Annotated in this window: 7 protein-coding genes; 3 read left to right on the top strand and 4 right to left on the bottom strand. The window is 70.4% G+C overall.

The annotated features are described in order from the left end of the window. Positions 1 to 98: 98 nt before the first annotated feature. Positions 99 to 4,382 (bottom strand): discoidin domain-containing protein, encoded by a 4,284-nt coding sequence (locus ACZ5VQ_RS31100; RefSeq protein ID WP_469107800.1) that lies wholly within the window; start codon positions 4,380 to 4,382, stop codon positions 99 to 101. Positions 4,383 to 4,893: 511 nt separating this feature from the next. On the opposite strand from ACZ5VQ_RS31100, the gene ACZ5VQ_RS31095 reads away from it, so the two are divergent. After that, complete coding sequence (locus tag ACZ5VQ_RS31095; RefSeq protein ID WP_469107799.1) at positions 4,894 to 8,343, top strand: CARDB domain-containing protein; 3,450 nt, start codon at positions 4,894 to 4,896, stop codon at positions 8,341 to 8,343. A gap of 483 nt (positions 8,344 to 8,826) precedes the next feature. On the opposite strand, the gene ACZ5VQ_RS31090 is transcribed toward ACZ5VQ_RS31095, so the two are convergent. After that, on the bottom strand, positions 8,827 to 9,459 hold the full coding sequence (locus tag ACZ5VQ_RS31090) for a hypothetical protein (RefSeq protein WP_362069402.1): 633 nt from the start codon (positions 9,457 to 9,459) through the stop codon (positions 8,827 to 8,829). A gap of 217 nt (positions 9,460 to 9,676) precedes the next feature. Continuing rightward, positions 9,677 to 10,516 (bottom strand): class II aldolase/adducin family protein, encoded by an 840-nt coding sequence (locus tag ACZ5VQ_RS31085; protein ID WP_469107798.1) that lies wholly within the window; start codon positions 10,514 to 10,516, stop codon positions 9,677 to 9,679. A 236-nt stretch (positions 10,517 to 10,752) separates the two neighbouring features. On the opposite strand from ACZ5VQ_RS31085, the gene ACZ5VQ_RS31080 reads away from it, so the two are divergent. Together ACZ5VQ_RS31080 and ACZ5VQ_RS31075 are read left to right on the top strand one after the other, a co-directional pair. Continuing rightward, positions 10,753 to 12,354 carry a PucR family transcriptional regulator gene (locus ACZ5VQ_RS31080; protein ID WP_469107797.1) on the top strand — a complete coding sequence of 534 codons (1,602 nt, stop codon included), beginning with the start codon at positions 10,753 to 10,755 and terminating at the stop codon, positions 12,352 to 12,354. A gap of 29 nt (positions 12,355 to 12,383) precedes the next feature. Then, the gene (locus tag ACZ5VQ_RS31075) at positions 12,384 to 12,554 is read left to right on the top strand and encodes a hypothetical protein (RefSeq protein WP_362069390.1); all 171 of its coding nucleotides are present in this window, start codon (positions 12,384 to 12,386) and stop codon (positions 12,552 to 12,554) included. Here the strand turns inward: ACZ5VQ_RS31075 and ACZ5VQ_RS31070 are convergent. Next, the gene (locus ACZ5VQ_RS31070; RefSeq protein WP_469107796.1) at positions 12,522 to 13,388 is read right to left on the bottom strand and encodes a UbiA family prenyltransferase; all 867 of its coding nucleotides are present in this window, start codon (positions 13,386 to 13,388) and stop codon (positions 12,522 to 12,524) included. The two genes, ACZ5VQ_RS31075 and ACZ5VQ_RS31070, sit on opposite strands and share 33 nt — an antisense overlap. Positions 13,389 to 13,519: the final 131 nt, after the last annotated feature.

The raw sequence follows: 13,519 nt of genomic DNA, 5'->3' as shown, positions 1-13,519 counted from the left end.
GCGCAAGGCTAGCGCAAGCCGCGCAAACGGCTTGCGCCAGCCTTGGTGCCTCCGTTCCGTCTCCGTGAGGGACCGATGGACGCCTTTCGGCGAACAGGTCAGGGATTGATGTTGATCCTGAAGGTGGAGGTGGTGTTGCGGATGTCCACGGCGTTGCCGTTGAAGCGCAGGCCGTTGAAGGTGACCTCACCGACCGCCGGACCCTGGCCCGGTTCCGGCAGCTCGTTGGCCCACAGTCCGAACCCGGACTTCGCGTCGTAGGCGTCACCGCTCTTGCGCGCACCCGTGACCGAGATGTCGGTGAGGACCGTGTCCTTGATCGGATTCACCGGCTGCCCGCCCAGGTACTGGGTCTGGAACATGATCCCGTGGTAGGTCGGATCCACGATGTCCACGTCGTTGACGCGGATGCCCTGGAAGACCTTCGAGGCGGAGAACAGCCAGATGCCGGGGAAGGTCTGACTGCCCCAGAAATGGCCGCCGGAGCGGACCACCGAGACGTTCTCCACGGTCGTCGGCTCGGTGCCGAACCCGTTCATCGGATAGCCGAAGTCCAGCGAGCTGATCGTGATGCCCGAGTAGACCAGGGTGTCGGCGATGTGGATGTTGCGGAAGGTGTTGTCGTAGCCGCCGTAGACGGCGATGCCCGCGGCCCGCCAGGTGAGGATCGAGGTCAGGTTCTCGTAGAGGTTGTCCTTCATGTCGGCGCCGCCCGCGTCGATCGCGGAGAACAGCGCGAAGCTGTCGTCGCCGGAGGCCCGGGACTCGTTGTTGACCACGTGGTTGTCCGTCGAGCCGTTGGTCATGTTGACGGCGTCGGCGAACGTGTTGCGGATGCGCGAGTTGCTGATCGTCACCCGGTCCGTGTTGGCGCCCCAGTAGAGGCAGACCATGTGCTCGGTCCAGGTGTTGTCGATGACGATGTCCGACACGTTCGCGAAGTCGAACACCTTGCCAGGACCGTCGATACGTGAGGTGTAGTTGCCGAAGTAGGCGAAGTTCCGGAACGAGGAACCCTTCGCGGAGTTCTCCGCCCGGAAGCCGACGTCGGTGTTGTCCTGGCCCGACGGGGCGTGGAACTGCGTGTACCAGGGCCCGGCGCCGACCACCTGCACGGCCTTGCCGTACACCTGGAACTTGCCGGCCGTCTGGTATTCGCCCGGCGGGAGGTAGACGCCGGTGAGCCTGCCGGTGGTGTCCATGCGGACCCGGTCCAGGGCGTTCTGTACGTCCTGGTGGCCGAAGCCGGTCGGGACGGCGTACGCGGCCGGGTCCGGGTTGGCGATCGGCGCGACCTGTTCCAGGCTGACGAAGTCGATCGCGTACCGGGAGGTGTTGGCCGTGTCCTTCTGCAACCGGATCTTCGCCCCCTCCGGAACGGTCTCGCCCAGCATCAGGTGCGCCTCGTCGTAGATGTGGCGCGGAGCCCCCGCGGACGGGGAGTTGCCGGGACCTGCCTCCGCCCCGTACAGCCAGGCGTACTTCGAGGTGAGCGGCAGCACCTTGCGGAAGGTGCCGTTGACGTAGACGTTGAGGGTGGCGTCGATGCCGCCGCCGCCCGCGGAGTCCGGGATGGAGAAGCGGGTGACGAGTGTGTTGGTGGCCGCCTTGGTGGTGAACTCCACATACTCACCGGTGCTGTTGAGGGTGACCGCCTTGCGGCCCGACGCCTCTCCGGCCAGGTCGCCGACGGTCCTGTTGGGTCCGACGGTCGCCGCTCCGCCGCCGGTCGCGCCGTCCTCCGCCTCGTACATGTCGAAGGGCATGTTGGCGCCGCGTCCGACGAACAGGGACTGGGTGGCGCTGTTGTTCTCCCGTTTGACGGGCACTTCGTTGGCGTCGGCGGCGACCGTGGTACGTACCGTGTACGAGCCGTTGGCGGCGGTCCAGGTGCCCACGGTGACGGCCCCGCTGGTGGCACCGGCGGCGATCGTGCCGTCGTACGAGCCGGTCAGGGTGCGCACGGTGGCGCCCTTGGAGTCGACCAGTGCGACGGTGATGCCGTGCGCGCCGCCCGCCGAGCCGATGGTGCCCTGGTTGCGCAGGGCGACCTTGAAGGTGACGGTGTCGCCGTCCGCCGGGCCGGACGGTGAGGTGGTCAGCACCGGCACGAAGTCGGAACTGCTGACCGGGCGCACGACCAGTGAACCGGGGCTGGTATAGGTGTTGTTGGTCTCGTTCTGCTCGATGACCGCACCGGCGTCGTCGGCGACGGCACTGAGCTGGTAGGTGCCCGCGTCGCGTGCCCCGATGGAGGCGGTGACGGTACGTTGCGCTCCGGCCGCGAGGGCGCCGACGGCGGCCGTGGCGACCTTGGTGCCGCCCAGGCGCAGTGCGACGGCGCTGGCCGGTGCGGCGGCCTCGCCGCTGTTTCGGACTGTGGCGGTGAGGGTGATCTCGTCGGACTCCACCGGTGAGGCCGGCGAGGCGGTCAGGGCGGTGAGCTCAAGATCCGGGTTGGGTGCGGCGGTGCCGATCACCTGGAACTCGGCGATCTGCCCGGCCGGGGCGCCCGTGTTGGAGGTGAAGCGCAACTGCACGTCGGCCACGCGCGCGGTGACGGGCACGGTCACGCTGTTGCCGCTCGACGGACTGAAGGCGTAGTCCTTCGCGGCGACCAGACTCGTGTGGCCGGTGGCGTCCTGCTCGCGGCCGAGGACCTGGATGTTCTGGGTCCTCGCTCCCCAGGCGCTGTCCGGGTTGAGCTTGAGGACGAGCGAGGAGACGTCGGCGTTGGCTCCGAGCTTCACGGTGAGGGTGGCGGGGTGGCCGGAACCCTCCCAGTAGGTGGAGGTGCTGTTGTCGTTGGCGTTCTCGGCGACGAAGGTGTGCACGGTCGAGGAGGCCGTGATCGGCTTGCCGACCGCGAGGTTGGAGCCGGGGCCCGAAGTGCCGTTGCGTGTCACGGTGTTGCTGTCGCCGGACACGTTCCCGGCGGCGTCCTTGGCCCGCACGAAGTAGGAGACCGTGGCACTCGCGGAGCGGTTGTCGGTGTACGTGGTGACCGTACCGGCGACCGTGGTGAGCAGGCTGTTGTTGGCGTACACGTCGTAGCCGGTCACGCCGGTGTTGTCGCTGGAGGCGTTCCAGGCGAGCCTGATCTGCCCGGCGGCCGGTTCGGTGAGGGCCAGGTTCGCGGGTGCCGTAGGCGCCTGGGTGTCACCGGTCTCGCCGCGGCGGGTGACGGTGTTGCTGTTGCCGGACACGTTCCCGGCGGCGTCCCTGGCCCGCACGAAGTAGGAGACCGTGGCACTCGCGGGACGGTTGTCGGTGTACGTGGTGACCGTACCCGCGACGCTGGTGAGCAGCTCGTTGTTGGCGTACACGTCATAGCCGGTCACGCCGGTGTTGTCGTCGGACGCCTTCCAGGTCAGCCGGATCTGGCCGGTGGCGGGCTCGGTGTAGGCGAGGTCCGCGGGGACGCCCGGTGCCTCGGTGTCGCCGCTCGCCGGGCCGTAGACCTCGAGTTCGGACAACTGGGCGGCGGGCTGACCGGTGTTGGCGGTGACCAGCACCCGCACGTAGCGGGTGGTCGTCGGGTCGAAGGAGATCGTCACCGAGTTGCCGTCGCCCGGCGCGAACGCGTAGGCCTTGGAGGCGGTCAGGTCGGCGAAGTCGGTGCCGTTGGCGCTGCCCTGGATCTTCAGGGTCTGACTGCGGGCTCCCCAGCCGTCGGGCAGGCGCAGCACCACCTGGTTGACACGCACGGAGGAAGCCAGGTCCACCTGGATCCACTGCGGCAGGTCGTTGTTGCGGCTCTCCCAGTAGGTGGCCTTGTTGCCGTCGGCCGCGTTGGCCGGCACGTAGGTCTCGTGGTGACTGGCGGCGGTGAGCGTGCGGCCGCGCGCCAGGTTCGCCGAGGAGTCACCGGACTCGCGGACCTCCAGCTCGGAGAGCTGCGCGGCCTGCCACCCGGTGTTGGCGGTGATGTGGATCCGTACGTACCGGGCCTGGGCGGCGGGGAAGGTCACCGTCACGGTGTTGGCGCTGCCGGGGCTGAAGGCGTAGGACGCGGAGGTCTTCAGGGTGGTGAAACTCGTGCCGTCCGCGCTGCCCTGGACGGACAGGGTCTGATCGCGGCTCTCCCAGCCCGTCGGCAGCCTCAGCACCACCTCGTCCACGCGGGCGGTGGCACCCAGGTCCGTCTGGATCCACTGCGGGAGGCTGCTCCCGGCGCTCTGCCAGTACGTTCCCTGGTTGCCGTCGGTGATGTTGCCCGCGGCGTACTCGGCGTGGGCGCTGCCGGCGGTGGCGGGCCGCCCGGCGGCGAGGTTGGGCCCGGCGGCCGCCGCGGCGGCGGTCAGCGACGGCAGGCCCAGCAGGAGGAGAGCGGTCGTGAGGACGGCGGCGATCCCCCGCCATCCCCGGCGTTGCGGTCTCATGTGTCCTCGATCTCCGTCCCGAACCGGATGTGGGCGGCCCCGGGGCGGCTGTGTGGGTGGGTGAACGTGGGGGTGTACGTCGCGCTTCGATGTGCGGTGGCGGCGCGCACTCTCTTTTGCGTCGATCGATCAGAGAGTTGCAGACGGCCGACGGTACGTCTATGGCGTGAGCATGCCCGAATACACGTCTCCTGAGCCCCATTCACCTGCTGCACCACCGGGCCAGCGACTTTCGCGCCGACTGTCGGAAAAGCGCAAGCGAGCACGCAAGTGACGCAAGCCGCTTCCACGTCAACTATCGGTGATACCGGGACCGTTGACAAAGCGGAGACGGACTAGAAACCTGTGGGCGTAGTTTCCGCAAAGAATCGACTGAGCAGCTCAATTTGCGCGCAAGGCCGGTGCATTCCTCAACGGACACTCCACTCCCCCTCTGAACTCCCCCGTGCCTGCCCCGGCGTGCCCGGCCCGTCTGTCGCGCTTCCGCCTCCCCCACGGAACAGAGGACCCCATGAGATGGAGACCCCTCGGCCGCCGGTCACTGACCGGCGCCGTCATAGCCGCGCTCATGACGACCGGGCTGATACCGCTGGCCGTCACGTCGAGCGCCCGGGCCGCCACCGCCCCGGTCGACAGCGACCGTGCGAAGGCCGCGGCCGTCGTCAACCTCGCGCTCGGACGTCCGGCCACCGCGGGCGGCTCGAACGGCCCCTACACCGCCGGGAACGTCACCGACGGCACCCAGGCCTCCTACTGGGAGGGGCCGGGCGGCTCCTTCCCGCAGTGGGTCCAGGTCGACCTCGGCGCGACCCGGACCGTCGACGAGGTGGTGCTCAAACTGCCCGCCACCTGGGAGAGCCGTAACCAGACGCTCTCCCTGCAGGGCAGCACCGACGGCTCCACGTTCCGTACGCTCGCGGCCTCGACCGGCCGGGCGTTCAACCCCGCGCAGGCCAACACCGTCCCGGTCGGCCTCGCCTCCCCCGCCGAGGCGCGCTACGTCCGCGTGCACATCACCGGGAACACCGGCTGGAACGCCGCTCAGCTCTCCGAGCTGGAGGTGTACGGCGAGGACGGCGGCACCACTCCCCCGCCGACCGGCACCAACCTGGCCCGCAACAAGCCCGTCGAAGCCACCTCCTCGGTCCACAACTTCGTCGCCGCGAACGCCACCGACGACTCCACCTCCACCTACTGGGAGGCGGCGGGCCACCCCTCCGACCTCACCGTCAAGCTCGGGGCCAACGCCGACGTCGACGCCGTGGTGGTCAAGCTCAACCCGGACCAGGTGTGGGCGGCCAGGACCCAGAGCATCCAGGTGCTGGGCCGTGAACACTCCGCGAGCGCGTTCACCTCGCTGCGCGACCGCGCCGACTACGCCTTCAGTCCCTCCCGGGACAACAACTCGGTGACCATTCCGGTCACCGGCCGCTGGTCCGACCTCCGGCTCCGCTTCTTCTCCAACACCGGGGCACCAGGCGGCCAGGTCGCCGAGTTCCAGGTCGTCGGGACCGCCGCACCCGCACCCGATCTGACCGTCACCGGACTGGACTGGACACCGGCTGCCCCGTCCGAGCGGGACGCGGTGACCGTGAACGCCACGGTCCGCAACGCGGGCACGGCACGCTCGGCCGCCACGACCGTCGACGTCAGCCTGGAGGGAACGGTCGCCGGCAGCGGAACAGTACCCGCGCTCGACCCCGGCGCGTCCGCCACCGTGGCCGTCGCCACCGGCACCCGTCCGGCGGGCAACTACGGCGTCTCCGCCGTGGTCGACCCGCGCAACGCCGTCGCCGAACTCGACGACAGCAACAACAGCCGCACCGCCGCGAACCGGCTGGTGGTCGGCCAGGCACCCGGCCCCGACCTCGAAGTACGCGGCATCACCACCAACCCGGCCAACCCGGCCGTCGGCTCGTCCGTCTCCTTCACCGTCGCCGTGCACAACCGCGGCACCACCGCGGCGGCGGCCGGCTCCGTGACCAGGCTCCAGGTCGGCTCCACCACGCTCAACGGCACGACCGGCCAGGTGGCATCCGGAGCCACGGCGAACGTGGCGATCAGCGGAACGTGGACGGCCACCAGCGGCGGGGCCACCCTCACGGCCACCGCCGACGCCACCGGGGTCCTCGACGAGACCAACGAGAACAACAACGTGCTCGCCAAGTCCCTCGTCGTCGGCCGTGGCGCCGCCGTCCCGTACACCGAACTGGAGGCGGAGGACGGCCGCTACGAGGGCACCCTGCTCACCGCCGACGCCAAGCGGACCTTCGGACACACCAACTTCGCCACCGAGTCCTCGGGCCGCAAGTCTGTCAGGCTCAACTCCACCGGCCAGTTCGTCGAGTTCACCTCGACGACTCCCTCCAACTCGATCGTGGTGCGCAACTCCATCCCGGACGCCTCGGGCGGCGGCGGAGCACAGGCCACGATCAGCCTGTACGCCAACGGCACCTTCGTCCAGAAGCTCAACCTGTCGTCGAAGCACAGCTGGCTGTACGGGACCACCGACGACCCCGAGGGACTGACCAACTCGCCCGGCAGCGACGCCCGTCGGCTCTTCGACGAGTCGCACGCGCTGCTGTCGCAGAGCTACCCGGTGGGCACCAAGTTCCGCCTCCAGCGGGACGCGGGCGACACGGCCGCGTTCTACGTCATCGACCTCGTCGACCTCGAACAGGTCGCGCCCGCGGCCACCAAGCCGGCGAACTGCACCTCGATCACCGAGTACGGGGCCGTCCCTGGCGACGGACTCGACGACACCGACGCCATCCAGCGGGCGGTCACCGCCGACCAGAACGGCCAGATCTCCTGCGTGTGGATCCCGGCCGGGCAGTGGCGCCAGGAACAGAAGATCCTCACCGACGACCCGCTGAACCGGGGCCAGTACAACCAGGTCGGCATCAGGGACGTCACCATCCGCGGTGCGGGCATGTGGCACTCCCAGCTCTACACGCTCACCCCGCCCCACCAGGCCGGCGGCATCAACCACCCGCACGAGGGCAACTTCGGCTTCGACATCGACCACAACACCCAGATCTCCGACATCGCCATCTTCGGCTCGGGCACCATCCGCGGCGGCGACGGCAACCACGAGGGCGGCGTGGGGCTCAACGGCCGCTTCGGCAAGGGCACGAAGATCACCAACGTGTGGATCGAGCACGCCAACGTCGGCGTGTGGGCCGGCCGCGACTACTCCAACATCCCCGAACTGTGGGGCCCCGGCGACGAGTTGGAGTTCTCGGGCGTACGCATCCGCAACACCTACGCCGACGGCATCAACTTCGCCAACGGCACCCGCAACTCCACCGTCTACAACTCGTCCTTCCGCAACACCGGCGACGACGCGCTCGCCGTGTGGGCCAGCAAGTACGTGAAGGACACCTCGGTGGACGTCGGCCACGACAACCACTTCCGAAACAACACGATCCAGCTGCCGTGGCGGGCCAACGGCATCGCGGTGTACGGCGGTTACGGCAACACCATCGAGAACAACGTCATCGCCGACACGATGAACTACCCCGGCATCATGCTCGCCACCGACCACGACCCGCTCCCGTTCTCCGGGCAGACCCTCATCGCGGGCAACGCCCTGCACCGGACGGGCGGCGCGTTCTGGAACGAGGACCAGGAGTTCGGTGCCATCACCCTCTTCGCACAGGGCCAGGACATCCCGGGCGTGACCATCCGTGACACCGAGATCTTCGACTCGACGTACGACGGCATCCAGTTCAAGACGGGTGGCGGCGCGATGCCGGGCGTGAAGATCACCGACGTCAGGATCGACGGCTCCAACAACGGGGCGGGCATCCTCGCGATGAGCGGGGCCCGCGGCAGCGCCACCCTGGCCAACGTCACGATCACGAACTCGGCCGAAGGGAGCGTACTGATCGAGCCGGGCTCGCAGTTCACCATCACCGGCACGCCCAACGGGGCATCAGCCGCCCGCATGAACCGCTGAGCCAGGGGTCTCCGGCCACCGGCAACGGGTGCCGGAGACCCGTCGGCACACCCTGTTCCGACCATCACCCGAGACGCCTGTTGCCCCGCACTCCCCTCGGAGTGCGGGGCACGGGCACGGGCGCGCTCCGAGGGCTGCCCGTCTTCACCGAATCCGCGCCGTGCGGCAGGTCCTGCTGACGCATCTCCCGACGGCGCAGCCGTGAAGGCGTCGGGGACGAGGGGCTCTACGCCGCGTTCTGCTCACGCCCCGTGCAGGCGGGCCCCCCAACGGGCGTGCGAGTGGCGGCCTGAAAGGCGCCACAGGACGCGGGGCCGTTCGTGCCGCGAGCCGGGGCCACTCGACAAGCCGATCCGCACACCCGCGTCCGCGCCGACCGACTCCTGAGTCTCCCCCAGGACGTCTGCACGGGCCGTGGGTGGCAGACCGCCGCGAACAGCGGCCTGACCACCCGACCGGGCAGCAGCCTTCCCGGTCAAGGGACTAGCCGATGTTGAAATCGAGATTGGTCACGTACCAGGCGTCGTCGATCTTGGTGGACTCCATGTTGACGTCCAACTGTCCTTCCTCCACCCCGGTGGAGTGGGAAAGGATGATCTTGTCGAGGGTCTTTCCTTCGACCGTGACCTTTTCGGCGGGGACCACTGCCTTGTCACCGGTGGCCCGGACGGTGGCGACTTCCACCTTCGGGTTGTCCGTGGGCGGCTCGGGCATGAACGACGTACGGAACTCTCCGATGCTGTCCTGCATCTGCCGCACCTCGGGCTCGTCGCTGTTGCACCTCTCAGCGGTGCCGGCTCTCGCGGGCGACGAATCGGTGGCAGGCTCCCCCATCAGCAGGCACGCCTGCTTCGGCTCGCCCTTGATGACCGCGGTGACCCACGCGGCGACCGCACCTTCGGCTGTGGACTGGCCGCCTGCCGAGGGCTGCGCCGCCGAACCGTCCTTCTGCTTCCCCTTCTTCGCGTTCTCCGCGTCGGCCGCGGACGAGCTGCTCGCGGTCGGCTCCTTGTCCGCGGCGGGGTCCGAATCGCCGGAGCACCCCGTGACACCCGCGGCCATCGCCGCCAGCGCGCCTCCGGCGATCCAGCCGACGGTCCTTTTCCTGTGGCTCACTAACACTGTTCCGACAGTCCTTTCCCTGGACATCCATGTGCCTCGACGGCACCCCGAGGCATCTCACGTCGCAGCGCCGTATCGAACATGGAGACGAGATGGGCAGCGGAACGGTTCGCCGCTGGAGCGTCGGGATGCGCGCCGGCCGATCACCACGCCCCGGCAGGGTCCCCCGGTCGTGGCATCCGTCGGCGCAGGGCCCGTACTCGCCTTCGGGTCAGTCCTTGTAGTCGGGGGCGACGCGCTCGACCAGTCGGAGCAGTGCCGACCAGGCGAGATCGTTTGCCTTGTCGTCCTGGAGGTCCGAGCTCTCGTCCTCGCCCGCGAGCTGACGTGCGGTCAGTTCGCAGACGTCGGAGGCGGGGATGACGAGCCCGGTGCCCGCGGCGGTGGCCGCGGTCTGGATCTCGCAGGCCTTGTCCAGGTAGTACATGCGCAGGAACGCCTGGGCGGGCGTCTCGCCGACGGTGAGCAGCCCGTGGTTGCGCAGGATCATCGCGGGGTGACCACCGAGGTCGGCGACGAGGCGCTGCTGTTCGGCGAGGTTGAGCGCGACGCCTTCGTAGTCGTGGTAGCCGAGCCTGCCGTAGAACTCCATGGAGATCTGGTTGAGCGGCAGCAGTCCGTGTTCCTGGGCCGCGACGGCGCAGCCGGCCTTGGTGTGCGTGTGCAGGACGCAGTGGGCGTCGGACCGGGCAGCGTGGATGGCGCTGTGGATGACGAAGCCGGCGGGGTTGACCGGGTGGGGCGATTCCTCGACGGGATGACCGGTCAGGTCGATCTTGACGAGGTTCGACGCGGTGATCTCCTCGAAGAGCAGGCCGTAGGGGTTGATCAGGAAGTGCTGCTCCGGGCCGGGGAGCCGCACGGAGATGTGCGTGAAGATCAGGTCGGTCATCCTGAAGTGCGCCACGAGGCGGTAGACCGCGGCGAGTTCGCGACGCAGGCGCAGTTCCTCGCCGACTGCCGCGAACGAAGCGGACGGAGCGGTCGGAGCCGTCGGAGCGGTTGGAGCCGTCGGAGCGGTGCGGTCGGGGCGCAGGGACAGCTCGGTCATGAGTGGCTCTCCTTCAGGCGTGGGCCGGTGGTTGAGGTGGCTGTGGGGGGGGGCGTGCACGCCCCGCGTTGTACTCCGGCGCGGCGGGGGCCGGTGCCCGGTGAGTGGCATGACGCTATCGGCGTCCGCGCCGGCGCCGAAGTGGCGGTTCTGTCCAATATGGAGTCGCCCATTGGACGATTCCGGCAGTCCTTCGGGATGCCGTCGGACCGGCCAGACCGGGAGGATGTCCCCTCATGACCGAGTCCGAGCAGCCGTCCGTACCCCTGAGCACGTTGCTCGCCGACCCCGCCCTGGGTCTGCGCCGGATCGCGGGCCCCGCCGGGGAGCACCTGGTCCGGGTCAGTACGGTCGGCACGACGGAGATCGAGGACCCGACGCCGTATCTGGTGGGCGGCGAACTGCTCCTCACAGCGGGCGTACGTCTCCCGCGCGACGCGGAGGGCATCGACACGTACGTACGGCAGGTCGTCGCCGCCGGAGTGAGCGCGCTCGGATTCGGCGTCGCCCCCGTGCACGAGGAGGTTCCGCCCGAGCTCATCGCTGCCTGCGACCGCCATGGGCTCCCGCTCCTGCGACTGCCGCCGGCCACCCCGTTCGTGGCCGTCGGGCAGGCCGCGTACGCAGCGATCGCCGAGGCCCGCAACCGTGAGCTGCGCGAGATCTCGCGAGCGCAGTCGGCGCTGGCCACGGCCGCCGCCCGGCCGGATGCGCTCCGGGCCGTGCTTGCCCAGCTCAGCGCGCACACGGGCGCCTGGGCGGTGCTCCACGACGCCCAGGGCACCGAACTGTTCGGCGCCGGCACCCGACCCGCGTCCCCCACGCCGGGACGCGTACGTGACCTCGCCGTGCGTACCATCGCCCGCGTCCGCACCCGTACAGGCCCAGCCGGACGCTCCGCACCGGCCGCGGCAGCCGATCACCGGGGCGGAGCCCACCTGACCGTCCACACGCTGCCCGGAGCCGACGGCACCACCACGACGCTCGCCCTCGGCCAGGCCGCCACCACGGCCCCGACCCTGGTCCACCGCCAGGTCACCAGCACGGCGACCGTGCTGCTGGCCCTGCTCACCAGCCCCCGGCACGCCCTGGGCACCGACACCCACAGCGCGGGCGCACTGGTACGCCTCATGCTCGGAGCCACCCCGGCGGAGGTCGCACCCGCCCTCGCGCCCGCCGACGCGACGGGAACCGAACAGTCCTGGGTCGTGGTCCGCGGCCGCCACACGCCGCCACGCTCCACGCAGGCACCGCACCCGGGTGACGACCCGGCGCACCTGGCCGCCTTGGCCACCGCCCTGAGAACCCCCTACCTGCACGTCGACGGCGCCGAACTGAAAGCACTGGTCCCCAGTGCACCGGACACCCGCCCCGAGGCTCCCGCGCAAGCGGCCGGCCTGGGCTGGGTGCTCGGTTTCAGCACACCCGCGTCGGCATCGGACCTGCCGCATGCCGATCGTCGGGCCGAACGCGCCCTCCAACGCGCGATCGCCGCCGAAGTGCCCGCCGCCGTCCACACCGAGGACCCGCTCACCGTGCACGGGCTCGTCCCCGCTGCCGACGCCCGGGATCTGGCCCGCACCCGCTTCACCCCGCTCGACCGGGCCGGCACACCGGGCAGCTCGGTCCTCCTCGGCACCCTGCGAACTTGGCTGAGCCTGCACGGCAGTTGGGACCGCACCGCCGCGACCCTCCACGTCCACCGCAACACCGTGCGCCACCGCCTGACACGGGTCGGCGAACTCCTCGACGTCGACCTTCAGGACCCGGGCGTACGCATGGAACTCTGGTTCGCCCTGCACTGGTTGCCCGACGAGGCGGCCGAGGCCGACGAGTGAGGCGCCCGGCGCCGACCAGGGTGCGGCCCATGCTCGATGACGGAGTCCTTCGTCAGGTCACGGCCGCCCTGCTCGCCACGCCGCGAGCTCTCGACGCCGCGACCACCGCGCTGCCCAGGACCGCGGGCTTGTACGCCTGGTGGGAGCCTGTCGGCGAGGCCGCGCTGTCAGGCGATTCCGGTGCCGCGCAGCAGCAGTAGCGCCACGTCCACCACCGCCACGGCGACCGCTGCCGCGAACGCCGCCCGCTCCCAATGGCGTCCCAGTACCGTCCCCGCCACCGCGACCAGGACGGCCACCGCCAGCGCCGCCACCCCCCACCGGCCGGGTGGTCCGGCGGGCCCCAGCGCCAGCACCGCGGACGCGGCCACCAGCGGCACCGGCAGCAGCAGCCGCGCGCCGTCCGGGCCCAGCCGGTGCGGCCATCCCCGTACGCCCGTCGCCAGATCCCCGCGGATGTCCGGCAGTACGTCTCCGAGGTGGGCGCCGACCCCCAGTAGGGCCCCGGCGGTGACGACCCACCAGGCCGGCCACGGCTGCCCCGGCAGGCCCAGCGCCACGAACGCCGGGAGCGCCGCGAAGCCCACCGCGTACGGCGCCCAGGACCATGCTGTCGCCTTGAGCCGCAGGTCGTACGCCCACGCCGCCGCCACCCCGGTCAGGTGAACGGCGCCCGCCCACAGGCCACAGGCGAGCGAGAGCGGCACGCACAGCGCCAGCGCGGCATACGCGGCCACCCACACCTCCGTCACACCGACCGTGCCGTCGGCGACGGGCTTGCCACGGCGTCCTGCCGCGATGTCCCGGCGGGCGTCGAACGCGTCGTTGCACCAGCCGACGGACAGCTGCCCGGTCAGCACGGCAGTGGCGGTCAGGACGCAACTCGCGGCACTCTGGCCGGCAGTGACGGCCAGAGCGGCCATCAGGGCGGTGACCGCCACGACAGGCCCGGGGTGGCACGATCCGGCCAGGCCGCCCACCCGGCCCGCCCAACTCGCGGCCGGACCGCCCGTCGACTGCTCGGCAGTGCCCACCCGGCCGATCGTAGGCGCCCGGGCCTCACCCCGGCCGGAGCACACGCCCCCCGGGAGGAACGGCCGGACGGGCGATTCATGGTGTCGACGTCCCGGGCCGGGGAACACGTGGGGAGCAACTCACCAGAGTG

The sequence above is a fragment of the Streptomyces sp. NPDC033178 genome, assembly GCF_055577685.1.
Note: the sequence above shows the minus strand (reverse complement) of the source record. Positions and strands in the feature narration are given on the sequence as shown.